We start from the raw sequence: 24,163 nt of genomic DNA, 5'->3' as shown, positions 1-24,163 counted from the left end.
TATGGACGAAAACCTTAATCCTCAGCAGCCCATAACTAGAACTCCTAAAAAAGAGCAGCCTCTGTATGAGCAGATCAGGAGGCACCTTTCAACAATGATTGAGTCTGGAGATTTACAGCCCGGGGCCAACCTCCCGGGGAAATCTTCGCTGGCCGAGCAGTTTAATGTAAACTACAGGACAATTAACAATGCCCTCAAACTGCTGGAAAAGGAAGGGCTTATCAAATGCATCCCGAACAAAAAGCCGGTGGTTATAAAAAATTCCGGCCATAGAGCGGGAAATGATAAAATCACCAGCATTTCTTTCATACGGATGTTTGCCGACCCCTTCTCAGTTTCCATATCCAAGGGGATAAATGAATTTGCAGAACAAAACAATATTGACTGCATAATTTCTGACGCAGACAACGACTACGAAAAATTCATAGACTCAATAAAACACTCGGGCAACGATATTAACGGTCTGCTGATAATCCCGTATGAAATGCCGAAATGCCGTCAGGCTGTGTTAGATGCGATAAACTCAGGCATTGAAGCAGTTTTTATAGACAGAATCATTGAGGGCATTGAAGCCTGCTCTGTTTGTTCAGATCACTACTCTGCAGCTTATCAGGCCACAAAGCACCTTCTCCAGGAACAGGGCCTGCCTGTTTACCATATTGGAACGATTGATGAGCCAAGCTCTTGCAGGCAATGGGTTAAAGGGTGGAGAACCGCCATGAACGAATTCAACTACACAGAGACAGAGAAATACCTCTTCAAGGTGGGCTCATCTGAAACAGAACTTGCCACTCACTCCGACGATTACAACAAGAGCCATATTGAAAACGCCAAAAACTTTTTCATGAATATCAAAGAAGAAAAATATTCAATATTTGCGGGCAACGACTATGTGGCTAGAGGGGTTTACTATGCCTGCGAAAAATTCGGTCTTAAAATCGCCGAAGATGTGTTTATTGCAGGGATAAGCAACCTTCCTTTTGCCCAAAGGCTCTCAGTACCGCTTACAAGCGTTGATCAGAACCTTGAAAAAGTTGGATACGAATCTGCCAAAATCCTCTACGAAAAAATGCTCGGCATATTGCCTAAGCCCATCCACAGAGTCCTTCCGGTAAACCTGATAGTAAGAGAAAGCAGCCTGAGAAAATAAGAATATTTTATATTTTTAAGGAGATCAAGCGATGACAAGAAAAAGTGCAGCATTTTCAGCAGTTTCAATCCTGATAATATTTGCATTAGCCTGCCCGGCTATATCGAAGGCGAGCTCAAATCAGAAACCGTTTAAGTGTTTTATTGTTTCTGATTCCCACTTCGGCTGGAAGCACCCTGCTCAGCCTTCAAATTCAACTATAGCCCACGGTGTAAAACACATAATGTATAGATTCCCTGATCTGGATCTTTTCATTGATACAGGCGATATTCATCACAGCGACGCAGACGATAGGGCTCGTGCAGACTGGACGGAAATAATACAGGGAGGAGCAAATTATCTGCCGTTTCACGTTGCAGCGGGAAATCACGAAACCGTAACTTTCAACGGTGTTGACAGCGAAAAAAGAACGATGGCACTCTCGAGCATAACATGCCGCCCTTACTACAGCTTCGATTTGCAGGGAATTCATTTTATCTGCCTTCCTCAACTTATAACCCCAAACCTCGTAACTCACGAGAGCATTGAGTGGCTGAAATTAGACCTCAAACTGAATAAAGACAAAACAACAGTAATCTTCACTCACAACTCTCTGAAAGATACAACATCTTCTCATGACAGCAAGATATACAGAATGGTAGCCAACAGCGATGAAGTTTTGAAGCTGCTAGACTCTTACCCCAATGTAATAGCGTGGATGCACGGGCACAATCACACATGGGAGCTCGTAGAAAAGAATGATAGATTCTACGTTTCCAACGGCCGGATTGGCGGCTTCTCCCCTTCTTTCAACAAAGACTTCAGACACCACATAGGCGGAATCTATTTTGAAATCGGCAAAAATCATTTCACTGTTAAAGCCTATGACGCAACCGCAAAAGAATTCTTCGACGAAAAGCCCGGTTACAAACACCTCACAAAAACAATGAAACTTAAAACTTCCTACAATCCTGAGACCAGTGCGGCTGTAAGCTGGGGAATGGGCTGTTCAAGAGACGGACAGAAAGTTGAAGCATTCCAGCATCACATCGGCTCAGGAAAAAATGAGCAGCAATTAGTCCTTGCTCCCTGCAAAGGCGGGGCATTCAATGAAAACCAGAATCTTTCAATCACATCAGAGAATAAAGAAGGCTGGTCTAAAGGCCGGTTAATACCGGGAATCTCAATATCTCCGAAGAAGACAGTCGAAGGAGAAATTGACGGGATACGTTTTATAGAAGAAGGAATAGAGCTTTTGCCTCTTGGAGAAAACATAACTAAAAGATCATTGCATTCCCCTAAAAGAGGCGCATATTACGAATATTATCAGATTATGCCCGGGCAAACCTATAAGGCCTCTGCAGAGATGAAGGCTGAGAAATACGGAGCGAAATGCGGGCTTATTTTCAGGATTTATGACACAAATGGGAATCTCATCCATACCAAAAAAGTCAAACCCAAAGCGATTGATACCGGAAAAACAATTATTAAAAGCATATTCACAGTACCAGATTCCCTAAAAGGTTTCGGGATGTACGGCGATGATGATTCCTCGAATGTGATCAACCTCGCCGTAGAGGCAAAAATCACTGAACATACTATGCCCGTAAAGGTCTATAAATTTGCTGTTGAACAAGCCTCCGTCGGCAACCCGGGAGACAATTTCAAGGTAAGAATCAATGACAGATCTTATAAGGCTGGGTTAAAAAATGGGGAGATTAAAAAATTCAAACTGGGACAAAACATAAACGCAAGAGAAACTGTTAATGTATCCACTCCGGCAGATTACAGACTTACGTGGACGATAAAACAAACAGGATTAAAATGGCAGGTAAGAAATGCTCCTGCTGAATATCTCGAAAACGGCGAAATTAAGGTAGGCCCGATAAGAAACAAATTCTCAGAGAATAATGAGATTATTATAGTGCCGCTTAAAAAAATAGATGTTCCCTACGTTCACAGGATGAAGGGAATCAGCAAGTGCCGCATTCAGCCCTACAACCCCAAAACAAGGGAAATCAGGATTTATGTGGAAGAGTTAAAGGGCGAATATCACGAGGTGAAGTTTGCCAATGTACGCCAAGGAGCTTCGAATTTTATAAATATGGGCAAGTTGAATTTCGAAACCTTCGCTCCAAACATATTCGGAGCGGAAATACTTGAAGAAGGCCTTGCTGTAATTAAATTCTAAAATAAATTATCACAAGGCCAAAAAATACTCAAAAAATCATTGAAGTTTTAACAAGGCGATACCGTTTTGAAACCGGCTTCCTCACACAGTCATTTTATTAGTTCCAGCTTGAAAAATTTAAGACTGTAATTGAGGCTGCAAAGTACTTTTCATAATCCCCCTTCCCAATCGACAAAAACTTTCAGGATTCAGCACCCGTGATTGGACAGTCCTTAAACATACTATTCTTTTTGACTTTCCTCGGGAGAGATATAATATATTCAAAAGTGGTTAGATTATTTAATGCCGCAATTTTTCAGCCAAGGAGAGATTAGATGAGAATCATTTCAATTTTAATATTTGCAGCTGCTGTTTTATGCCCGGCAGATGAGGGGCAAAGCAGCAAGGCGGATGATTCAGGGTTTACACTGAAAACTCTGGTGAACGACGGGTATGCCCTTAGCTCTGCGAAGGGGAAGATTTCCTTCAGCAAATCCGACAACACATATGTATTTAAGCCTGCAAAAGACATTAAAGACCCCTCGGGCGTTATTTTTTCCGGCAGAAAGGTGAAGCTTCTGCCCTGCAACATACTTGAGCAGATAGAAAAACACCTCAAAGCCGAAAAGAAAGAAAGCATTGAAGTAAAGGTTTGGGGGATTATAACAAAATACGACGAAGAAAATCTTCTGTTTATAAACTCCGTTATGCCTTTGGACGAGGAAATAAAAAGCGAAGAGCGTCAAAACCAAAAACCGGACGAACAAGAAATGCAAAATGATAAGGAGAAAGAGAACGATTCGCTTTTGCCGGTGGAGCAGCTTGAAAAGCTCAAAAAGCAATCACCGATTTCTTCCGAACAAACCAAAATTTTTCAAAACATCAATCCCAACCACATTGAGGCAGGGCTTACCGGCAAGTTTGAACAAACTGGTGAAGGCCTTGTTTTTCGCACGCAGCACATGGGACGCAAACTCGGCTCACAAGAATTCAGGGTAGTTAAATCCGGCAAGATGGCAAAGGTGATGGGCAGGATAAGCCGGCTGCCGTTCCGACCGCTTTTCCGCATAACAGGAATCGCTACTGAATACAACGGAAAAAATTATATACTTCTGCAAACCGCAGTTAGAAAATATTCATATGGGAACTTCTCGGGAGCATAAATGCATACAGCAGACAGCGAGAGATACAATAAATTAGACTATGTGAGGTGCGGAAAAAGCGGGCTTAAGCTGCCGCCTTTATCGCTGGGGCTTTGGCACAACTTCGGACAAGAAGACGATTACGAAAAATCAAAGAAGATAGTATTAACAGCCTTTGATAACGGCATCACCCACTTTGATCTTGCCAACAATTACGGCCCTCCGCCCGGAGCGGCAGAGCAGAGGTTTGGGAAGATTCTTCGCGAGGAGCTGGGGAGATACAGGGACGAAATTGTTGTATCCACGAAGGCCGGCCATCCGATGTGGGACGGGCCTTACGGGAACTGGGGCTCAAAGAAACATCTCAAAGCCTCGTTAGACCAGAGCCTTGAGCGGCTTGGACTGGATTACGTTGACATCTTCTACACACATCGGCCTGACCCGGAAACACCGATTGAGGAAACAATACAGGCCGTAAGCGATTCGGTTAAGGCCGGCAAAGCTCTTTACCCGGGAATCTCAAAATACAAGATAGAGGGCACTGTAAAAGCTTTAGAATTATTCGAAGAGCTGGGAACTCCCCTTCTCGTTCATCAGATCAACTACTCAATGCTGGACAGAACTCCCGAAAACCTTCGCCTTTGGGAAATATTAAAGGCCAAAGGCAAGGGAGCAGTTGTCTTCAGTCCGCTCGCTCAGGGGCTGCTTACAGACAAATACCTAAATGGCATACCTGAGGGCTCAAGAGCGGCCAGAGAGGGGACATTTCTCTCAAGGGATAAAATTACGCCGGAGCTTTTGGAGAAAATCAAAAAGCTCAACAAACTTGCCCGGCAGCGGTCTCAAACGCTGGCGCAAATGGCTTTGCAGTGGGCAACCAGAGATGATTGCGTATGCAGCGCTATTGTTGGAGCAAGCCGGCCTGAGCAGATTTTAGACAGCCTCAAATTCAAAAAAGCTGAACCGTTCAGCGATGAAGAGCTCAACAAAATAGAAAATATACTCTCAGATTAAACACTGATACTGTAAAATACATACATCGAAAGCAGGCATTTACAAGGCAAACAATATGATAACAGTTATAGATTATTCAGTTGGCAATATCAGGAGCGTATGCAACGCACTTGACAATATCGGCTGCGAGAACAGACTCTCAAACCTGTCTGATGATATCAAAAACGCAGATGGGATAATCCTTCCGGGCGTGGCGGCATTTGGCTATGCAATGAAGGCGCTGGGGGAGGAATGCGGAGAGCTGCTCAAGGAAGAGGCAGCCAAAGGCAAGCCGCTGATGGGGATCTGCTCGGGATATCAGGTTCTCTTTGATTCAAGCACTGAGCTGGGTTTTAATGAAGGACTCGGGATGATAAATGGGGCTGTTGAACGGCTTCCGGAGGGGCTTGTAATCCCGCATATGGGCTGGAATCAGGTTCGAATCAACCCTGAGATACCGCTGTTTGATGGGCTCGCAGAAGAAGAATATTTTTATTTCGCTCATTCATACTACGCCATTCTAACAGATCCGCAGGCAAAATCTGCCATGACTGAATACGGGGAAACGGATGTGCTCGCCTGCGTGCAGAAGGAAAATATCTTCGGACTTCAGTTTCATCCAGAAAAAAGCAGCAGGCTTGGAATGAAAGTGTTGAAAAATTTCGAAAAGATCTGCAGGAGGTAAAAAAATGCTATCCAAAAGAGTAATACCGTGCCTGGATGTGAAAGACAACAGAGTTGTAAAAGGGGTAAACTTTTTGAATCTGCGCGACGCAGGCGATCCTGTGGAGCTGGGGAAAAAATACAGCGACGAAGGCGCTGATGAGCTTGTTTTCCTCGACATCACTGCCACTATCAGAAAAAACAAAACCATCGTGGACTTGGTAGAGAGGGTAGCAGAGAACGTTTTCATTCCGTTCACAGTGGGCGGGGGCGTTGGCTCTGCTGATGAGATCGATGTTCTGCTTCGAAGCGGAGCGGATAAGGTTTCCATAAATACTGCGGCGGTTAAGAAGCCGGAAATTCTCACTGAATCGGCTGAGCGTTTCGGGGCGCAGTGCGTTGTGCTGGCGATTGATGCGAAGTACAGCAGCAAGAAGGATAAATGGCTCGTACACCTCAAAGGAGGCACAGAGCCCACTGATATTGAAGTGATAGGATGGGCTCAAAAGGCAGAAGAGCTCGGAGCAGGCGAGATCCTGCTTACATCTATGGATGCAGACGGAACAAAAGACGGGTACGATATCCCTCTCACAAGAGCAGTGGCTGAGGCAGTTGATATTCCCGTAATCGCTTCAGGCGGAGCGGGCGAGCTGGATACATTCAGAGAGGCTCTGCAGGAGGGAAAAGCAGAGGCCGTGCTTGCGGCGAGCGTTTTTCATTACGGAACATATACCATCGAGCAGACAAAACGATACTTGAAGAGCAAAGGCGTGCCTGTTAGACTATAGATACAGTTAGAGTTGTCTTTCAAATCTTTAAATACTGAGCAGGCTTTCGATCAAGAGAGCCTGAACAATTTATATATTTTTGCAAGGAGAGTTTGTTATGTGGAAAATCATTAACAGCCCAATCGTTATTACAATCATTGTAATAGCAGCAGCCTTCATCTTTAAGGCATCTGCCCAACCGAAGCTTGCTTCGGAAATTCGTGCGGCCTACGATGAAATCAACGCTATTCTGGAGGAAGGGGCGACAGAGGCCGAGAAAACAAAAGCTATACAGCAGTTCGCAGAGCAGGTGGGCAGTCAGCTAAGCGAGGGCTTTTCCTCCGGCTTCGGCGGCGGAAACTTGGAGAAAAAGATTGAGGAGAACAAGGCCTTTATCAAAGCGAGAAACAACTTATCAATATCAGGCATTAAATATGCCGAATCTCAGTTCAATAGACGCGAGAAGGTTATTTTCAAGCTGAAAAATAACGGCAAGAAGGCCTTAACCAGACTCAAGTTAAATTTTGAATTTTACAAAGACGACAAGCTTATAGACTGCGAAAATGTATGGATCAACGAAGTCAACCTTTTAGAACCGGGAAGCGAAATTGCTCTGAACCAGACAAGGTCTTTGCCGAAAGAGAACCAGAAAGAGCATAAATCAGATGAGGTGATAATCAAGGTTACATCTTTCGATATTGAGAAAATAGAATAATTTAACCCCCCAAGTTTCCAACTGTCCAGATTTCCCAAAGCTGTAAAAAGTAACTTAAAAGAGCCTCCTCAAAAAAGTGAGAAGGCTCTTTCATTATAGAATATTTCTTCAAGAGATCATTCTACTTTGGGGTACAGATTTGATTCCTGCCAGTCCAGAGCGAATATTGCAAAATCAGCAAGATCCACACGGCAGTTTCCATCGAAATCGTACATCAAGGCATCAGAATACGGGTCTTTGCAGAAAGTTTCCCCTGTGATGTCGTAGTACTGCTGAGCAATCTCATCGGTTGTTAGGGCATAGTTGTACATTTTGATTTCATCAAACACGCCGACAGTGGTTTGAATCAGAGTGCCGGCAGAATCAATATTGCTGCACATCAGATAAACCGGATTTTCAGCTTTTGTAATCTGATGAGTCTCGTCAACGGCAACAAGTGCCCCGTTTACGAACAACTTGCCTGTTTCTCCAGCTTCATTAACGAAGGCAACCTGAGCCCACTGATCCGGTGCGAGATAATGCACATCCGGAACGCCCCAGCCATTGTAGCCCGGTGCATTTGCGTAGGGCTGACCGTCATTGGTAAGCTCGAAGAACCAGTTGTTTCCGTTTTCTGTAGTGTTTTGACCGTGGCTGCAAACAAGACCGCCGTAGTATTGATCTGGATTCGGCTCACCGCTCCATTTAACCCAGAGAGTTATTGAAAGCTCATCTGTGTATTTTGCCGGCTCGAACGGCTCAGTTGATGCGGCAACGAGTGCATTAGGCTCAGTATCGAGGGCCTGCCCTGTTACAGCAGGGTCAACGCCGTCAACCCACTGCGTGGCGAGAGGAGCGGTATTCGGGTCTGCGTGATGCTCATCGCCTGAATAATCCAGATAATCCCCATCGAGAGGCCAGTAGCCAATCATCCGCTTAACGCCGAGCCTTGCATAATCAGAATCTGCGATCCCGTCTGCATTGGTTGCACGGCAGAAATATTCGCCCTGATCGGCCTTTTCAATATTTGAAACAGTCAGGCCGGAGGTATAGCTGTCGCCGTGCTGAGATCCGGAGATAGTTATATCAGGGTCGCTCTCGTCAAGAATGATCTCAGGATCTCCTGCTTTCACCCACTGTACGTTGGCTGAAGATTTGCTTGTGAAAGCGGCGCTGAAGCTAATCTCAGAACCCGGAAAATCAGCGGCATCTTGAGGCGAAGCTGTGATTGCTGGAATTGCAGGGAGAGCTTTGAATTCCCAGATCGGGCCGAGTATATTGGCTGGGTCTCCTTTAGATGCTCCGCCGACCTGCTCTTCAACCTGCCAGAATACCTCATCGCCGAGGTTGAATGAGTAAGGAACCTGCACAGGATCGCTGCCTGCTGCTACGAAAGTGTCAACAGCAGCTACATTATTGGCTGGATTTGTCGGATCAAATGTTGAGTAGATCGTAACAAAGTGCCCTGTAACGTTCGGGTTCGGGTTAGATGTATTTGCAGGGTCGCCGGCAGTATCGAACTGAACTGATGTTACAGCAACAGGGTCTATATTTTCAGCATTATTTGCCGGCAGAGGATTTCTCGGGAGTGTTTCCAAGTCAACAACATCCTCGAAAATCTGTCCTCTTACAGCAGAGCCTGATTCGGTTTCCATAGCAACTGCGCTATCATTTGAAGTTACCAGAATATGAGAATCACCACCGCTGAGTCCACCCATATTACCGTAGTCGTAGTCTTCGCCCGGGCCGGGAACCTGATTCAATACGCTCACAGTTTTGCTTCCAGTAAGGTTAGCCGTTCCTACTGTACCGGATATAGTTTCTTCATAGAGCCTTCCGTTAATCATAACTACCAGCTCGCCGGTATTTGTGTTGAAAGAGGCAAAAGCTCTCGTTTCCACACCGGCATAAACCGGCCCCATAGCAACCGCAAAAGCGCTGTCTGATGCGTCAGTATCGTTGAGATCAGCAATAGTTACACCAAGACCTCCGCTTCCATTAGCTCCCTTAGAGCAGAATGTAAGCATACCATTACAAATATAGACACCAGTTCCAAAAGTCGTGCCGCCTACTTCTATAACGATAACGGGACCATCGGTTTTGGTAACATCGGCTTCTGTAGGGGTAAATTTTGCTGCCAGAGTCATAAGCCCTGAGCCCTGAATTGCAGGCATATCATCGTTGTTTTGAACCTGACGCTCGGCATAGTCAACAAGCGCTGCCGAATCATCAAAGCCGGGCACAATTTCCCCAGCAAAAGCTGCTGAGAACGCGGCAAGACAAAGCATTAATACAAGGATTTTATATATTTTCGTCATTTTACTTTCTCCATAATTTTTAATTAACACTTACAAATCGATTACTCGCCTGCAACAGGGAATAACATATCATTCAGCCAGTCTAAAGATACAGCAGCAAGATCGTCTATATCGACCGTGCAGTCTCCATCAAAATCGAACTGCAAGTTTTCAGCATTCGGAGCCACACAAATCTGCTCTCCTGTAACATCATAGTAAACACCAGCCAGTTGTTCTGGAGACAGGGCATAGTTGTAGATTCTTACATCATCAAATTTTGCCTCCATCATTGTGTCTATAGTGCCGTTATTGTTGGCAAAATAAACGGGGGTGTTGTTTTGATTGATGCTGTATCTGCCCGGGTCGGTGATGTCAATCTGCGAACCGTTAATGTAGAACGCTGCCACTTCGTCTGCTGAGGAAGTGAATGCAATGTGCGTCCATTCATCAAGAGGCAGGTTGGCATAAGAGTATGCATTGTAGCCCGGCGCATTAACCTGCAGGCCGGCATCTCTCTGATCTATTTCCCAGAACCAATTATTATCACTCGAGGATGAACATATACCTCTGAAGTGTCCTGCGGCAGGGTAGTCATCAGAGCCGGGGAAATTGATCCAGAGAGAAATAGTGAGCTCGTCGGTGTATTCTGCTGCAATGAACGGATCAGTAGCAGCGGCTGCTTCACGGTTTACCGTAGTGTCGAGGGCCTGCCCTGTCTGTGCAGGTTTAACGCCGTCAATCCACTGTTCAGCAATCGGGTCAGCGTAAGGAGTGAGATGGTTTTCCTCGCCGGAATAGTCCTGATAGTCTCCGTCGAGAGGCCAGTATGCAACCATACGCTTAATTGCAAGAGAAGCAGAATCAGACTGAGTATCGCCCGCTGTGTTAGATGCGATGCAGTAGTAATAGCCTTGGTCTGCAATCTCTGCATTATCTACGTAGAGCGTTGAGGTGAATTCATCACCGTTCTGGGCAAGATCAATTGTAATATCGGGGTCGGATTGGAGCAGCTCAAAATCTGGTTCGCCTTCTTTATACCATGCTGAACTCGCAGCAGTTTTGCTTGTGAAGGTAAACTCAAATACCGCCTGCTCACCTTCAAATACGGCCTCATTTTCAGGCTGAGAAACAGCGGCCGGCGTAGCTGGCAGAGTTTCAAAGTTCCACAGAGGCCCAACTATATTTGCGGGATCGCCTTCCGGAGCTCCGCTGATCTGCTCCTCAACGCCCCAGAAAACCTCTTGCCCGAGCTCGAGCTCGAATGTTTCAGGAGTGTTTATAGGCACTGTGACAGGATCTGCTCCTGCCGGCACAAAGGTTTCATAGAGCGGGGTCATGCCAAGATTAGGATCGCCGTCCATTCCGCGATAGAAAGTTACAAAATGCCCTGTTACATCAGGATTCTGAGAGCCGGCATTTTCCGGGTCTTCAGCAGCATCAAAGCTTACTTCTGTAAAGGTGTCTGGGTCAATATTTAACGAAGCAGATGCTGGGGTTGGGTCGTTAGGGAGAAGCGTTGGGTCAACAACCTGACTGAAAATCTGACCTCTAAGAGACGTCCCTGCCACGGGGTTCATGCCCCATACATTTGAGTCGTTAAGCAAAGGCTCAACTGAGAGGTTCAAACCTCCCATATGACCGCCAATGATACTGCCATCTGTTAGAAAACTAACACTTCGGTTGCCTGTAAGATTTGTTGACGCCGGGAAAGTGTCCAGATAGGTAATTCTCTTTACTCCATTAACTGAAGAAAGAACTATCCCTGAGTTTAAGTCGAGGGAAACCCACGCCTTTACTTCCTGCTCCGCCTCAATATCACCCATCTTCACTGCACCAGCACCATCAGCAAATTCAAAATCGTTAAACGTGCGGTCATTATTCCCACTCACATTTGCCCTGAAAGCGTAATGAAGCTCGCCGTTGCAGATCCAAATGCCGCTGCCGTAGGTAGTACCGCCGGTTTCAATTACAGCCACAGGACCTGATTCCTCAGTAACATCGGCCACTGAAGGGGTGAATTTTGCGGCGAAGGTGATAGTGCTGCCTGGGTTCAGAGCTTGGATATCTGCAGGGTTTGCAACTCCATCTCTGGCAGCGGTGTAATCCACGAGGGCATCGCCGTCATCAAACTGGGGTACTATCTCCCCTGCCCATGCGGATGCCGCAACCAAACAACTAAAGATAACTAAAAGCACTTTTTTCATAATTAATGCCTCCGTAAAAGATAAATAATTTTAACACAAGCAGCAACTTAATGCTGCAACTACTCTCATTTTTACAATTAGGTGTTCTACACTAAGCCTTTTAATAGAATAACCAAATAACTTTGAAAAATTTACAAAAAAAATTTTTTTTATTAAAAAAAGTGCAATTTATTTGCTCAAAATGCAAAAACGCCGCCCTTTTGAAAGAGCGGCGTAAGTTTTACTATGCTGCAAACCGTTGTATTCAGCCATAAGGCAATACATTTTCAGGAATCAAACTAAAACTGATAAAAAAATCAGAAGAGCCTTCCCATTGAGAAGCTGAAGAATTCTGTTTCGTCTTCGCCTTCTTTTGTGATTGGAGCTGCAATTTCAAACCGCATAGGTACTGGGCCGAACCACTGAGGAATCAGAATTTCGATACCCGTACCGATAGAAGTTCTCGGGCCGCCCTCATCAATCATCCCCGCATCGCCAAAGAGAAGCCAATTGTAGCGGTCGCTTGCGAGTGGGAAGGTGATCTCGGCAGTGCCGATGGCGATCCAGTCGCTCCCGATTGGGTCGTCATAAACGCCGGGCGTGGTTGTGCTCTCGCCTCTCGGGCTCACGCCGCGGTAGTCAAATCCTCTAAGGCTGCCAGAACCGCCTGCATAGAATTTCTCAAACGGCGGAGCATCACCAAGAATAGCCGCACCGTATATCTTCGTTGAGAATACGGTTCTTCTGCCGGCCAAATCTTCCTTGAGCGTCTCGTAATTTGTGTATGAGGAGCTTACAACGCCAAAGTTGTAATCGCCTGTAACCTGTTCAAAGGAGGCATCGAACACATAGCCCTCTGTGGGGATATATTTGTCGTCTGTTACCTTCTTCTTGGCTGAGAATTTCGTTCCGAAAAGGCCTGTATCGCCTTCAACATCATAAATCTCCTGCGGCGAATCTGCGTCGAGATCAGATACTGTTACATTTTCGGCGCGCAGTCTTATTCCAAGATACCAGTCGTCTTCATAGCGTCTTGTAAGTCCGATATAGCCCTTGGTTCTCTCCTCATCGTAGCATTCTCTGCCTCTCCAGAAGCGTGAGGAGCCGAGATTCAAGCTGAAAGGGCGTTCCCATGCGTAAGGGTCGGTAAAATCTATTGAATAGCGATTTACTTCTGTACCGGGCTCGAGGGAGATTCTCAACCTCTGGCCGGCACCCTTGAAAGACCGCCCATCGAAAAACTCGCTGAGCGATTCCGGCCAGTCCTGAATATCGAAATTCCTCTGCTCATAAATAACCTGCCCTACAAGGCCGTTATTGCTGTCAATCCCTGCACCAAACATAACCATTCCCGTCATACCTTCTGTGATATTCACAACGGCATCCTTGGTTCCAGGCTTTTCCCCGTCCACAGACTTGATGAAAACGTCTTCGGCCAGAGTTGCCTGCTTTACATCCTTCTCGAGCTGGCCTTTTCCGTTTCCTTTGGCTTCTTTGCCGTCGTACCATCTTCCAGGCTTGAAGCCCTCATAATCAAGCTCTCTTCTGACGACCTTATCGTGAGTTTGGTAGTTGCCGGTGATCCTCACCTCTCCTATTTTAAAACGCTTCCCCTCATCAATATCGTAAACGAGCCTCACATCTCCATTGTCTGTAAAATCCCTCTCGGCTCTGATTCTCGCTTCAATAAAGCCCTTTTCAAGATACTTGTCTCTGATATTTTCTCTGGTTTTCTTTACGGCCTCGCTGTCGTAGGCCATACCTTTCTTAACCTTGAGCATATTTTCAATCTGTTCTTTATCAAAAAAGCTCACCCCTTTGATGCTGTGATCCAACACTTTGCACTGCCTGCCCTCATTTATATAAAACACCACCTCAGCCTTATTGAGCTTTTCGTTCAAATCTGGCTCGGCATTGCAGTCAACATTTATATAGCCCGCAGAGCGATACTCCTCTTCAATAGCCTCAATATCCTGCTCAATTTTCTTGGTATTGTAATCTCTCTTGAATAGAAAGAGTATTCTGGAATCAAACTTAACAACGCTGTCGAGCTGTTTTTCAGTAAAGACAGTATTCCCCTTATAGCGAACGCCTGTAACCTTGATTCGCGGGCCTTCCTCAATTCTGAATATCACTTTACCCTGCTCGAGCTCTTTTTCGCCGAGCTTTACCTCGGCAAAGTAGTACCCTTTTTCGGTATATTTATTCCTTATGCTATCCAGAGCAGCTGCCAGCGTAATTTTCTCGAGATAGTCTCCCTTATCAAAATCAACAAGGTCTGAGAGGGTCTTATCACTGATCTTGTCATTTCCGTAAAAGGAAATTTCCGAAATGAGCATTTTCTCAACAACAACAAAATTAAGCTTAACCCCGCCTTCAACTGGTTCGGTGTTGTAGTAAGCGAATTGAACAGCATCCAGCTCCGCCAGTTTTTCAGTATCCTGAGATAAAGACTGCTCATCAAGGGTTTGCCCCGGGCGGGCGGATACCGTGCTGAGTATCTTGGATTTGGAGAGGGTAGCGTTACCTTTTACTTTAAGCTCGACAATCCGCAAATCTTCGGCTTGAACCAAACCGCAAGCCAAAGCAGCAAACAATACTAATGCAACGACTCTTTTCAGCATAAAAAATCCTATATCTTATCAGAATACTTCAGTCTCAAACGGGCTATAATAAACCCGCAAATCAAAACGGCTCATCAACAGTACTGATATTGTCAAATCTTGTAAATTCGCCGTGGAACTTGAGATTCACAATACCAGTAGGCCCGTTTCTCTGCTTTGCTATAATTATTTCCGCTTGGTTATCAAATTCATACTCGGCTTCCTGCCTGTGGTAATAGTCTTCGCGGTGTATAAGCATAACAACATCTGCGTCCTGTTCAATACTCCCGCTTTCACGGAGATCGCTCATACGAGGTCGGTGGTCTTCTCTCTGCTCGGCAGCACGATTGAGCTGACTGAGCACAACCACCGGGACATCAAGCTCTCTTGCCATAGCCTTGAGCTGTCTGGAAATTGCGCTTATCTCGTTCTGCCTTGATTCCACCCTTCCCCCGAGGGTCATAAGCTGGAGGTAATCAACAAATACCGCCTTTATATCATACTGAGCTTTCAGCCTTCTTGCCTTTGCCCTGATCTCAAGCGGCGTCATACCCGGTGTATCATCAATAAAGATCGGGGCCTGAGAGAGGTTTTCGCTAGTATCGAGAAGCTCCTGGAAAACATCAGAATCCATCACTCCCCTCCTTACGGCCTGCGAATCTATCATTCCCCTGCTGCAGAGCATACGTTCTGCAAGCTGGAGACGACCCATCTCAAGGGAGAAAATCAACACCGGCTGCTCTTCATCAGCGCCGATATGCTCAGCAATATTCATTGCAAAGCTTGTTTTACCCATACTCGGCCGCCCCGCCATTATAATAAGCTCTCCCTCGTGGAGGCCGGTAGTCATAGTGTCGAGTTTGGTAAAACCTGTGGGGATTCCGGTTATTGCTTCGCCTGTTCGTTTGTCGATCTCCTCGAATGCCTTAACGAGAAGATCACGCATAGACTCGGCCTCGCCGCTGACACGTTCACCAGTTACCTCGAATATCTTTTTCTCGGCCTGATCAAGCTTTTCGCTTATCTCCCCGCCCGGGTCGTATGCCAAGTCCAGCACCTCGCTTACCGTATTGATAAGCTGTCTGAGGATAAACTTCTCGTGAACAATCTTAGTGTAATATTCGGCGTTTGCAGGAGTTGCAACGCTTGCAGGAATCTTTTTCAGATAGTCCTGCCCTCCTGCATCTTCAAACTGTTTCCGCCTTAACAGCTCATTCTTGATAAGAACAAGGTCCATATTCTTATCTGGTGGGAGCTGTTCATAAAGCGAAACGAGGGCATCATATATGATGCGGTTTTCCGGGCGGTAAAAAGACTCTGGGCTGAGCTTCTGGACGATATCGTTCACGCAATTTCTATCCAGAATCATAGAGCCCAGCACTGACACCTCGGCCTCAAACGATTCAGGCAAGGATTTGGCCTGAATCAAATCCGAATCCGATGAACGCTGTGCAGGTGCTTCTGCCTTAGAAGAATTATTCTTCTGAGGTTTCTGATTTTGCTTCTGAGAGCTCATCTTCTTCCTGCTCCGGCTGTTCAGGCTTTTCTTCCTCAAGCGGGATGCTGCCTTCGGAAACAACCTTCACTTCAACAGAGGCATCCAGATCAACAGAAATCTTGAGAGTAACTTTGTGCTCTCCAACTTCCTTGATATGGCCTACAGCAACCATCTCATCTGCAATCTCATATCCGTTTTCTCTAAGCTTCTCAGCAATCATCTCAGGTGTTACAGAGCCGAACAGATGACCCTGCTCGTTTGCCTTCGCTTCAATCACAACAGAAGCGTCTTCAACCTCTTCAGCCACTTTGCAGAGCTTCTCATATTCGAGCTTGCGTTCGTTGGCACGCTTAGCCTTTTCTTCTGCTATCGCCTCAATATTTTCTTTGGAAGGTATAGTTGCAAGGCCGCAGGGGACGAGATAATTCCTTGCGTAGCCGTCTTTAACATCAACTATATCACCAAGCCAACCAAGGCTAATAATATCTTCAAGGAGCAAAACTTTAACCATTTGCTTTTTCTCCAATAAGTTTGTTTTTAGTATTAAATAAGCTCAGTTTCTTACTGCCGTTATCTTATCACGTCTGGTATGGAAGAAGCCCCATATACCTTGCACGTTTAATGGCGTTCTGAACCTTACGCTGACAGCTTGCGCAGTTACCGCTGCGTTTTCTGGAATATATCTTGCCGCGGTTGGTAAGAAGCTTTGAAAGCGTATCGATGTCCATATAATCGACATACTCGGTTTTAGCCCTGCAAAACCGGCATTGATTCTGCTCACGGATTGTGGCAGTTCTTCTTTTTTTGTTTCTTCTCTGATTTTTCATAATTTAATGCTCTTAAATTAAAATTCAAATTTCTCAATACAAATGCCTAAAATCAAAATAAAGCTCAAGGCAATTTTTAGAACGGTATATCATCCGGATTAAAATCGTCGCCTCCTCCGAAAGCATCCTGAGAGGACTGCTGCGGGGGCTGCTGAGGCTGGTTATTCTGCGGTGGCTGCTGTTGAGGCTGCTGATAGCCGCCCTGCTGATAACCTCCGTGCTGGTAGTCGCCCTGTCTTTGAGCCCCACCGCCACCGCCTCCGGTGAACTCGAAATTCTCCGCCTGCACGCGCAGCCTGCTTCGCTTACTTCCGTCTTGAGTTGTCCAGCTGTCGAGAATCAATCTGCCTTCAACCAGAATTGAAGAGCCCTTTTTGAAATACTTGTTGATAACTTCTGCCCGCTTGCCAAACATTCGGCAGTCTGTAAAACATACCTCTTCCCGCTGCTGACCGTCCTGACCTACGAACTTACGGTTCGTAGCCACGGCAAATTCTACAAGCGGAGTGCCGCTTGGCAGATACGAAAACTGCGGGTCTCTAGTTAGGTTGCCGAGCAGGATAACTTTGTTAAAGCTGGCCATTTCAATCTCTCCGTTCTAAAGATAAAATTAAGCTTGTTCTGAAGACTCATCAGCCTTTTCAGATTCATTCTCAGCCTCTTGCGATTCAGGCTTTTCTGCTGATTCTTCTTCGGAAGCAGAAGCAGCAGTGCTCGCCGCTGAAGATTCAATCTCCTGCTTTGCTTCCTGCTCTCTTTTAACTCTCTCTTCAGCTTCTATCGGAGTTTCTTTATCAATCGGCTTTGAAGGATCGATAAAATCAGCACGAAGAACCATCGCCCGCATAATGTCTTCAGAGAGATTTATATCTCTCTCAACATTCGAGAGCTCACGAGGCTCAACATTAAAATAAACAAGGATGTAGGTGCCGCGAGATTTGTTTTGAATCTCGTAAGCTAATTTCCGCTCATCCCATTTCTTAAGGCTGATAATTTCACCGCCTCTTTTTTCGACTAAAGCGGTAATCTTCTCAACCAAACCTGTCCAGTCGCCCGCAGCCAAAGCAGGGTCCACCAAGAACAGGGCTTCATAAAGTCTTTTAGATGTATCCAAGGTAATAACCTCCGGTTTACAAAATTTATTACACCGGCCTTAAGGCCATTAATTTTTACTGTTATATTCTGTCATAGCTTTTTCGAGTCCGTTTTTTATAAGCGTTTCAATGCATTCGACCGCTCTTCCAATTCCGAGCTGAAGCTCCTGCTTCTGCTCCGGCGATGGACGGCCTAAAACATACCCTGTGGTTTCAGGGAGAGGACTTTTGCCAATGCCAACTCTGAGCCTCGGGAAATCTTGGCTTCCAAGCTTTGCAATAATATCCTTGAGGCCGTTATGTCCTCCAGCAGAGCCGGAGGGTCTTAGCCTTATTCTTCCCGGGTCGAGAGCCATATCATCTGCAATAATCACACAATCGCTTATATCAATTTTATAAAACCCCCTCGCAGAGGCTACTGCCTGCCCGCTGAGGTTCATAAATGTCTGGGGTTTAAGAAGTATAATCTTATCCCCGCCATACTCGAAAATTTCACAAAGCGAAGAAAATTTCTTGCCGCTTATGCTTACGCCGCACTTCTCGGCAAAACGGTCTAGTACATCAAAACCGATATTATGCCGCGTGCCATCGTATTTTTTGCCCGGATTCCCGAGCCCTGCTATAAGCCTGCTTGCCATAATCTTCCGCTACTGCTGCTCTTCTTCGTCTTCCGGCTTCTTCTCTGTAATCACTTCCGGCTCTGCGGATTCTTCCTCGAGCTCTTCGCCTTCTTCCGGCTCCGGGGCTACAGTAACTTCGTGGCAGTTTACCACTACAGATTCGGGATCTGTTATAAGCGATGCCCCTCGCGGAAGCTCGATATCCCCAACTGTGATATAATCGTTCAATCCCAGATCCTTTATGAGAACCTCAAAGTATTCAGGGATTGAAACTACCGGACATTCAACGTCAATATGGTCTAAGTGTACATCGACCATACCACCCTCTGAAATGCCTACAGCAGTACCCTTCAGGACAACCGGCACAGTAACACTTGCCTTCTCGTCCATGTCCACACGCATAAGATCTACGTGGATTACCTCTCTCTGGTAGTGGTCGTACTGCATGTCTTTTAGCAGAAGAGTTTCGGTTTTACCGTCAAAAGCAAGATCGAAAAGCCTGTTGCCGCTGTGCATAGCCCTAAGCAAATCGCTTGTTTCTATGCTCACAGCAACCGGCTCCTGCTTGTGCCCGTAAATAACAGCAGGTGTTCTGCCGTTTTCACGAAGCTTGACAGCGGACTTTGTTCCGGTTTCCCGAAGCTCAGCTTTCAATGAAAATGTTTCTGTCATCTTTTCCTCACTGATAAATTATTACTATCACCCAGCTAATAAAGCTGTAACTGATAACTACGAAAGCAGCAAACTGCTTATTGATTCGTTTCTGTGAACCCTTTTTATGGATTCTCCCAAGAGCTCTGCAACGCTCAAAACCGTTACATTGATGCCTTTTCTCACGTCTTCTCTGAGAGGTATCGTATCAGTTACGAAAACCTCGTCTATGTAGGATTCCTGTATCCGCTCTACAGCAGGCCCGCAGAAGAGCCCGTGCGTTGCCCCTGCAATCACCTTATTTGCTCCCATTTTCTTAACGAGCTTAGCGGCAGAGCATATAGTTCCGGCAGTTGAGATCATATCATCCACCATCACAACGTTCTTGCCTTCCACACTTCCGATAATGTTCTCGCTGTGCACGTCTTTGCCGTTTAGCCTTTTTTTGTGAACTATAGCAAGGTCTGCCCCTATATGGCTTACATACCTTGAAGCGGTTTTAACGTTGCCTACATCAGGCGAAACTATCACAGGCTTCTGAATTTTTTTATCTCTGAGATATTTTACCATCACCGGCTCTGCCATCAGATGGTCAACCGGTATATCGAAAAAACCCTCAAGCTGCCTTGCATGTAGGTCTATACCCAGAACCCTCGTAGCTCCAGCTGCGGTAAGAAGATTGGCCACGAGCTTTGCAGTAATTGGGACTCTACCGTCATCTTTTCTGTCCTGACGGGCATAGCCGTAATAAGGGATAACGGCTGTTATCCTGTTCGCACTTGCCCTTTTCAGGGTATCAATCATAATCAAAAGCTCCATCAAGTTGCCGTCAACGGGGGTACAGGTTGACTGAACTATGAAGCAGTCTTTACCACGAACGTTATCATCTATCTTCACGAATTTCTCACCGTCCGGGAATCGACGGATTGTAGCACCGCCCGGAGTTACACCGAGATACCCGCAGATTTTTTTCACCAGCTCCGGATTAGCAGAGCCGCCGAATACTTTTACACTCTCATTTAGAAACATTTATGAATCCTTCCCACGGCTCGGCCTTCAGTTTAATCCGGCCTTACCGGCAATTGAAACCGCTTCTTATTAAAGAAACTACCCGGTCTGGACTCGAACCAGAAATTTCAGCACCAAAAGCTGAGGTGTTGCCAATTACACCACCGGGTACCAAATTACGGCAAGAATGCAGGATTCTGCATATTAATATGCCGCGATTCCCGCTCCGAGCGGGGAGAAGTCTCATTACCTGAAGCTGGAGCTGACCATGTCGCGGACTGCCAACCCCCTTGCCTGAGCATGCTTCCGGGCAACGAGAGAAAGGAAATTATAATACTTCGCGGCTCTTTTACAAGGCTTTTTATTCTATGAGAAAGAAAAAACGGAAAAATAAGAATGATATTTACAGCTAAATGCTCGAAAACATTACAGCAGGTTTTAGGAATGATTTTGCTGATCTGGGTTGTGTTTAGCGGCTGTTCGCCTTTTTCTTCGCTTCTTTTGCTTGCGGATTTTTTCAGTTTTTATCTGCTCTTTGCTTTTAAGGCCCTCGGTTTTAGCCTCAATCTGCTCACACATAAACTTTCGTGCATAGTAGCGATTGAGCCCCTGGCTTCTTTCCTTTTCGCACTTCACTTCTGTACCGGTAGGTTTGTGGAGCAGATAAACGCAGGAGGCGGTTTTGTTGGTTTTCTGACCTCCCGGCCCTGAGGAACGGATAAACTTCTCCTCGAAATCTGTCTCTTCAAGCCCGCACTGCTTCATTCTCCTTCGCAGGGCATCGGCCTTTTTTTGTGTAACCGGAAACGTAATCATTCTTTTGCAGATGCAGCAATTCGATTGAAAAAATTCTGTACAAGGGGATTTTGAGAATTATTTTTGAGCTCTTCAGGGCTTCCCTCGGCAATAATCCCTTTAACGCTTTTATCAAGCATAATTACCCTGTCTGCTATCGTAAAAATGCTGTCAAGTTCGTGTGATACAACGATAAATGTTATGCCGGTTTTGCGTGAAAGGGTTAAGATGAGATTATCGAGTTCAGCGCTTGTTATTGGATCAAGCCCTGCGCCTGGTTCATCAAGAAAAAGGATGTCAGGATCGAGCACCATCGCCCTTGCTATGGCCGCTCTTTTCTTCATCCCGCCTGAAAGCTCGGAGGGCATTAGATTGTAGCTCGTCTCAAGGCCTACCAGCGACAGCTTTGAGATGCAGATTTCGTTCATCAGCTCCTTTGGGAGAGCTGTATATATCTCCAGAGGCAGTCGCAGATTCTCCAAAACGTTCATAGAACCGAACAGTGCCCCGTTCTGATACATCACGCCGAAATATTTTACAAGGTTTTTGAAGTCCTGCTCGCCTGCTGCGGATATATCTTCTCCCATTATCAGCACATTCCCGCTGTAGGGCTTATACAGGCCTATCATATGCTTTAAGAGGGTGCTTTTCCCGCAGCCGGACCCGCCGAGGATAATGAAAATCTCGCCTCTGTGCACATCAAAGCTTACATTCTCCAGCACAGTCTGGCCGAAGTATCCTGAGGTTAGATTATTTACGCTCGCTACTGTCTCAGACATGGCTATATCTCCAGCAAATAAAATATTACAGAAAATACGCCTTCGGTGAGCACAATAGCAACCACACCGCTGACCACTGCCCTTGTAGCAGCGTCGCCTACAGCCTTGCTGCCTGTCTGGGTGTTCAGGCCGCTCAAGCATCCGATCGCAGCGGTTTCAAATCCATACACGAGAGCCTTGAACATCCCTTGGGCGAAATCAGACAGTCCGGTAAGCATTGTTACCTGATCGAAGATTACTTCAAACGGATAGCCCATCGACCGCATTACCAAGCTCATCCCTACAAGCCCGAAAAGGCTGGTGTAGAGAGTTAGAAGGGGAACGAAGAGGGTGCCGGTTAGAACTCTGGGCAATACAAGGAAGGGCACTGGCCCGAGCCCGAAAGTTTTCAGTGCATCTATTTCCTCGTTGATCTTCATCGTCCCCAGCTCTGCGGCGAAGGCCGTACCGCTCCTTGCAGAGAACAAAATTGCAGCTATAAACGGCCCCATCACGCGGAAAAGCGTTAGAGATACGAGGCTTGCAACATAAATCTCCGCCCCGAACTGCTTCATTGATGTTGCAGACTGGAACGAGAGAATAAGCCCGAAGAGAAAGCCTATCAGCATACATATTCCGAACGAATTCACTGCCGCGCTTTCTACTATTCTGAAGAAATCAGACCATCTGAAAATTTTCGGATTCTTTAAAAGCCCTGCAAGCGAGGCAAAAACTCTTCCATAATACTCAATTTTACTTGTTATTGAGCTCAAATAGCTGCAGAACCCCTTACCGAAACCCTCAATGAATTCCCTGAAGACTCTGCTGGGCTGCTCATGCACTTCCTCGCTGGGGCAGTCTTTGATTAAATCATCCACTCTGCACGCGAGATTCTGGTCGTTGAGTTCTAAATCATTTCGGCAGCAGTATTTCTTGATTAAAGAAACAAAAGCCTTCCCCGCACTATGGCAGTGAAAACCGTCACTGCTGTTTATTACGATTCTCGAGGGTGTTTTTGAGGCGGTCTGAAACTGAAATTTTCTATACAAATCACCAGCCAGCGATTTATCCACCACATCAGGCAGCAAGATAATCAGCTCATCACCTGAGAAATATACATATTTTTCACTGTCATTTTTCATTTATAAACAACGCTAACCATTTTCCGCCCGATAAAGACGATATTATTTTTATTCGCTGTACTGTTTTTAAAGAATTCAGAAAAAATTTCCAGAACTTTTTTGCTAAACATACCACTAAATTTTGGAAAGTCAGCTTTTACTTATCAGATAGGCCGATATCGCCATAAGCTGAAGCACTGCAGCAAAAACAAGGGGCGTTAAAACCGAATCAATCCAGTTTATGCTTGCAAACACCCCAATCAGGGCAATCAAAAGGCAAACTAAACTTATAACCTGTACCGCAGCGGCGAAAACCTTCCATTTGCTGAAGACGTCCCTGCCTCTCTGAAGCTCGCTGAGAATATTTTCCTCCATCCTCTCCAAAATGTGAGCAATTTGAGAGATGTCCGAGCTTCCATTCGGGAGCTCATCCAAACTGTCTGTCTTTATGCTGCCTATATCCAAAACTTTATGCCTTCCTTCTTTCTTATGGTGGTACATCATAATGATATTAGCTGCCTCTTTTATGTTTACTGCCGCATAATCGGGAGGCGGGTCTGATTTATCTTTCTTGTCTTCGTTTCCCGGCAAATTAATTAGTATTGTACAGCATCCTGCGGCTCGCCCTGCTTTTATGTCCCTGTATCTATCGCCGATAAGCCATGATTTTTCGAGGGCGATATTGTGTTCTTCTGCGGCCTGAAGAATCATTCCGGGAGCCGGTTTTCTCTCGAAACTCTCCATCCTGTATTCCTCCAGCTCGCCTTCAGGATGGTATGGGCAGTAGTAGATACCCTCCAGCTCCACGCCTTCCTGCATAAGGAGGCTTTTCAGCCTGCTGTGGATTTCATCAAGCCTTTCTTCAGTTAGGAGGCCCCTTGCTATTCCGGACTGATTTGTAACAACGAAAAGCTTGTATCCAAGCTGCTGCATGCAGCGAAGAGCCTTGCCTGCTCCCTGAATCAGCTTAACCTGCTCAGGCTTTGATATGTAGCCCGGATCGGATATGATTGTGTTGTCTCTATCGAGAAACACCGCCTTAATCTTATGGTTTTCATCAAAATCTTCGCTCGCCGAAGATTTATCTTTAGCCCCCTCATCCTGCCCTAATTTCACTTCATCACCAAAGAGATTTTTCATCAATGCCCCC

Annotated in this window: 22 protein-coding genes and 1 tRNA gene; 7 read left to right on the top strand and 16 right to left on the bottom strand. The window is 45.8% G+C overall.

What is annotated here, in order from left to right:
* The first annotated feature begins 1 nt into the window (after position 1).
* From STSP1_RS00645 to STSP1_RS00615, 7 genes are all read left to right on the top strand, one after another.
* Complete coding sequence (locus STSP1_RS00645) at positions 2 to 1,150, top strand: GntR family transcriptional regulator (protein WP_085754493.1); 1,149 nt, start codon at positions 2 to 4, stop codon at positions 1,148 to 1,150.
* Between the two features lie 31 nt (positions 1,151 to 1,181).
* Positions 1,182 to 3,320, top strand: coding sequence for a metallophosphoesterase family protein (locus tag STSP1_RS00640; protein WP_085754492.1), 2,139 nt, complete (start codon positions 1,182 to 1,184; stop codon positions 3,318 to 3,320).
* A gap of 314 nt (positions 3,321 to 3,634) precedes the next feature.
* Positions 3,635 to 4,462 (top strand): hypothetical protein, encoded by an 828-nt coding sequence (locus STSP1_RS00635; RefSeq protein ID WP_085754491.1) that lies wholly within the window; start codon positions 3,635 to 3,637, stop codon positions 4,460 to 4,462.
* Positions 4,463 to 5,455, top strand: a complete 993-nt coding sequence (locus STSP1_RS00630) for an aldo/keto reductase (RefSeq protein ID WP_085754490.1) — start codon at positions 4,463 to 4,465, stop codon at positions 5,453 to 5,455.
* A gap of 55 nt (positions 5,456 to 5,510) precedes the next feature.
* Entirely contained in the window at positions 5,511 to 6,119 is a 609-nt protein-coding gene (gene hisH / locus STSP1_RS00625) for an imidazole glycerol phosphate synthase subunit HisH (protein ID WP_085754489.1), read from the top strand.
* A 4-nt stretch (positions 6,120 to 6,123) separates the two neighbouring features.
* On the top strand, positions 6,124 to 6,885 hold the full coding sequence (gene hisF, locus STSP1_RS00620; RefSeq protein WP_085754488.1) for an imidazole glycerol phosphate synthase subunit HisF: 762 nt from the start codon (positions 6,124 to 6,126) through the stop codon (positions 6,883 to 6,885).
* 97 nt (positions 6,886 to 6,982) lie between these two features.
* A complete protein-coding gene (locus STSP1_RS00615) occupies positions 6,983 to 7,579 on the top strand; it encodes a hypothetical protein (RefSeq protein ID WP_085754487.1) in 597 nt (198 codons plus the stop codon).
* Positions 7,580 to 7,695: 116 nt separating this feature from the next.
* On the opposite strand, the gene STSP1_RS00610 is transcribed toward STSP1_RS00615, so the two are convergent.
* From STSP1_RS00610 to STSP1_RS00535, 16 genes are all read right to left on the bottom strand, one after another.
* On the bottom strand, positions 7,696 to 9,876 hold the full coding sequence (locus tag STSP1_RS00610) for a LamG-like jellyroll fold domain-containing protein (protein WP_085754486.1): 2,181 nt from the start codon (positions 9,874 to 9,876) through the stop codon (positions 7,696 to 7,698).
* Positions 9,877 to 9,917: 41 nt separating this feature from the next.
* A complete protein-coding gene (locus tag STSP1_RS00605) occupies positions 9,918 to 12,059 on the bottom strand; it encodes a LamG-like jellyroll fold domain-containing protein (RefSeq protein WP_085754485.1) in 2,142 nt (713 codons plus the stop codon).
* 296 nt (positions 12,060 to 12,355) lie between these two features.
* The gene (gene bamA, locus STSP1_RS00600) at positions 12,356 to 14,662 is read right to left on the bottom strand and encodes an outer membrane protein assembly factor BamA (protein ID WP_085754484.1); all 2,307 of its coding nucleotides are present in this window, start codon (positions 14,660 to 14,662) and stop codon (positions 12,356 to 12,358) included.
* Between the two features lie 61 nt (positions 14,663 to 14,723).
* Positions 14,724 to 16,157 (bottom strand): replicative DNA helicase, encoded by a 1,434-nt coding sequence (gene dnaB / locus STSP1_RS00595; protein ID WP_085754483.1) that lies wholly within the window; start codon positions 16,155 to 16,157, stop codon positions 14,724 to 14,726.
* Positions 16,117 to 16,650, bottom strand: a complete 534-nt coding sequence (rplI, locus tag STSP1_RS00590) for a 50S ribosomal protein L9 (protein WP_085754482.1) — start codon at positions 16,648 to 16,650, stop codon at positions 16,117 to 16,119. The genes dnaB and rplI overlap by 41 nt, the downstream gene beginning before the upstream one ends.
* Before the next feature lie 67 nt (positions 16,651 to 16,717).
* Positions 16,718 to 16,966: a 30S ribosomal protein S18 gene (gene rpsR / locus STSP1_RS00585; protein WP_085754481.1), complete on the bottom strand. Its 249-nt coding sequence runs from the start codon at positions 16,964 to 16,966 to the stop codon at positions 16,718 to 16,720.
* Positions 16,967 to 17,042: 76 nt separating this feature from the next.
* The gene (ssb, locus tag STSP1_RS00580; protein ID WP_085754480.1) at positions 17,043 to 17,549 is read right to left on the bottom strand and encodes a single-stranded DNA-binding protein; all 507 of its coding nucleotides are present in this window, start codon (positions 17,547 to 17,549) and stop codon (positions 17,043 to 17,045) included.
* Between the two features lie 27 nt (positions 17,550 to 17,576).
* Entirely contained in the window at positions 17,577 to 18,080 is a 504-nt protein-coding gene (rpsF, locus tag STSP1_RS00575; RefSeq protein WP_161491541.1) for a 30S ribosomal protein S6, read from the bottom strand.
* Positions 18,081 to 18,128: 48 nt separating this feature from the next.
* Positions 18,129 to 18,698, bottom strand: a complete 570-nt coding sequence (gene pth / locus STSP1_RS00570) for an aminoacyl-tRNA hydrolase (RefSeq protein WP_085754478.1) — start codon at positions 18,696 to 18,698, stop codon at positions 18,129 to 18,131.
* Positions 18,699 to 18,707: 9 nt separating this feature from the next.
* On the bottom strand, positions 18,708 to 19,352 hold the full coding sequence (locus STSP1_RS00565; protein ID WP_085754477.1) for a 50S ribosomal protein L25: 645 nt from the start codon (positions 19,350 to 19,352) through the stop codon (positions 18,708 to 18,710).
* A 57-nt stretch (positions 19,353 to 19,409) separates the two neighbouring features.
* Positions 19,410 to 20,360: a ribose-phosphate diphosphokinase gene (locus tag STSP1_RS00560; RefSeq protein WP_085754476.1), complete on the bottom strand. Its 951-nt coding sequence runs from the start codon at positions 20,358 to 20,360 to the stop codon at positions 19,410 to 19,412.
* A 78-nt stretch (positions 20,361 to 20,438) separates the two neighbouring features.
* A tRNA-Gln gene (locus STSP1_RS00555) sits at positions 20,439 to 20,510 on the bottom strand.
* A 267-nt stretch (positions 20,511 to 20,777) separates the two neighbouring features.
* A complete protein-coding gene (locus STSP1_RS00550) occupies positions 20,778 to 21,155 on the bottom strand; it encodes a peptide chain release factor family protein (protein ID WP_085754475.1) in 378 nt (125 codons plus the stop codon).
* Entirely contained in the window at positions 21,152 to 21,919 is a 768-nt protein-coding gene (locus STSP1_RS00545) for an ABC transporter ATP-binding protein (protein WP_085756628.1), read from the bottom strand. The genes STSP1_RS00550 and STSP1_RS00545 overlap by 4 nt, the downstream gene beginning before the upstream one ends.
* Positions 21,916 to 23,034, bottom strand: a complete 1,119-nt coding sequence (locus STSP1_RS00540) for an MlaE family ABC transporter permease (RefSeq protein WP_085754474.1) — start codon at positions 23,032 to 23,034, stop codon at positions 21,916 to 21,918. The genes STSP1_RS00545 and STSP1_RS00540 overlap by 4 nt, the downstream gene beginning before the upstream one ends.
* Positions 23,035 to 23,163: 129 nt before the next feature.
* The gene (locus STSP1_RS00535; RefSeq protein WP_085754473.1) at positions 23,164 to 24,153 is read right to left on the bottom strand and encodes a D-glycero-alpha-D-manno-heptose-1,7-bisphosphate 7-phosphatase; all 990 of its coding nucleotides are present in this window, start codon (positions 24,151 to 24,153) and stop codon (positions 23,164 to 23,166) included.
* Positions 24,154 to 24,163 lie beyond the last annotated feature (10 nt).

It is taken from the genome of Sedimentisphaera salicampi, assembly GCF_002117005.1.
Taxonomy (GTDB): Bacteria; Planctomycetota; Phycisphaerae; order Sedimentisphaerales; family Sedimentisphaeraceae; genus Sedimentisphaera; species Sedimentisphaera salicampi.
This window is presented reverse-complemented; position numbering and strand designations above follow the sequence as displayed.

What these genes read in the sequence shown, in the direction of transcription:
- STSP1_RS00630 (WP_085754490.1), top strand. Translation starts at nt 4,463, where the DNA reads ATGCATACAGCAGACAGCGAGAGATACAATAAATTAGACTATGTGAGG.
- rpsR (WP_085754481.1), bottom strand. Translation starts at nt 16,966, where the DNA reads ATGAAAAATCAGAGAAGAAACAAAAAAAGAAGAACTGCCACAATCCGT.
- hisH (WP_085754489.1), top strand. Translation starts at nt 5,511, where the DNA reads ATGATAACAGTTATAGATTATTCAGTTGGCAATATCAGGAGCGTATGC.
- STSP1_RS00635 (WP_085754491.1), top strand. Translation starts at nt 3,635, where the DNA reads ATGAGAATCATTTCAATTTTAATATTTGCAGCTGCTGTTTTATGCCCG.
- STSP1_RS00560 (WP_085754476.1), bottom strand. Translation starts at nt 20,360, where the DNA reads ATGTTTCTAAATGAGAGTGTAAAAGTATTCGGCGGCTCTGCTAATCCG.
- STSP1_RS00565 (WP_085754477.1), bottom strand. Translation starts at nt 19,352, where the DNA reads ATGACAGAAACATTTTCATTGAAAGCTGAGCTTCGGGAAACCGGAACA.
- STSP1_RS00615 (WP_085754487.1), top strand. Translation starts at nt 6,983, where the DNA reads ATGTGGAAAATCATTAACAGCCCAATCGTTATTACAATCATTGTAATA.
- STSP1_RS00540 (WP_085754474.1), bottom strand. Translation starts at nt 23,034, where the DNA reads ATGAAAAATGACAGTGAAAAATATGTATATTTCTCAGGTGATGAGCTG.
- rplI (WP_085754482.1), bottom strand. Translation starts at nt 16,650, where the DNA reads ATGGTTAAAGTTTTGCTCCTTGAAGATATTATTAGCCTTGGTTGGCTT.
- STSP1_RS00535 (WP_085754473.1), bottom strand. Translation starts at nt 24,153, where the DNA reads ATGAAAAATCTCTTTGGTGATGAAGTGAAATTAGGGCAGGATGAGGGG.
- pth (WP_085754478.1), bottom strand. Translation starts at nt 18,698, where the DNA reads ATGGCAAGCAGGCTTATAGCAGGGCTCGGGAATCCGGGCAAAAAATAC.
- ssb (WP_085754480.1), bottom strand. Translation starts at nt 17,549, where the DNA reads ATGGCCAGCTTTAACAAAGTTATCCTGCTCGGCAACCTAACTAGAGAC.
- STSP1_RS00550 (WP_085754475.1), bottom strand. Translation starts at nt 21,155, where the DNA reads ATGATTACGTTTCCGGTTACACAAAAAAAGGCCGATGCCCTGCGAAGG.
- bamA (WP_085754484.1), bottom strand. Translation starts at nt 14,662, where the DNA reads ATGCTGAAAAGAGTCGTTGCATTAGTATTGTTTGCTGCTTTGGCTTGC.
- STSP1_RS00610 (WP_085754486.1), bottom strand. Translation starts at nt 9,876, where the DNA reads ATGACGAAAATATATAAAATCCTTGTATTAATGCTTTGTCTTGCCGCG.
- dnaB (WP_085754483.1), bottom strand. Translation starts at nt 16,157, where the DNA reads ATGAGCTCTCAGAAGCAAAATCAGAAACCTCAGAAGAATAATTCTTCT.
- STSP1_RS00645 (WP_085754493.1), top strand. Translation starts at nt 2, where the DNA reads ATGGACGAAAACCTTAATCCTCAGCAGCCCATAACTAGAACTCCTAAA.
- hisF (WP_085754488.1), top strand. Translation starts at nt 6,124, where the DNA reads ATGCTATCCAAAAGAGTAATACCGTGCCTGGATGTGAAAGACAACAGA.
- STSP1_RS00605 (WP_085754485.1), bottom strand. Translation starts at nt 12,059, where the DNA reads ATGAAAAAAGTGCTTTTAGTTATCTTTAGTTGTTTGGTTGCGGCATCC.
- STSP1_RS00640 (WP_085754492.1), top strand. Translation starts at nt 1,182, where the DNA reads ATGACAAGAAAAAGTGCAGCATTTTCAGCAGTTTCAATCCTGATAATA.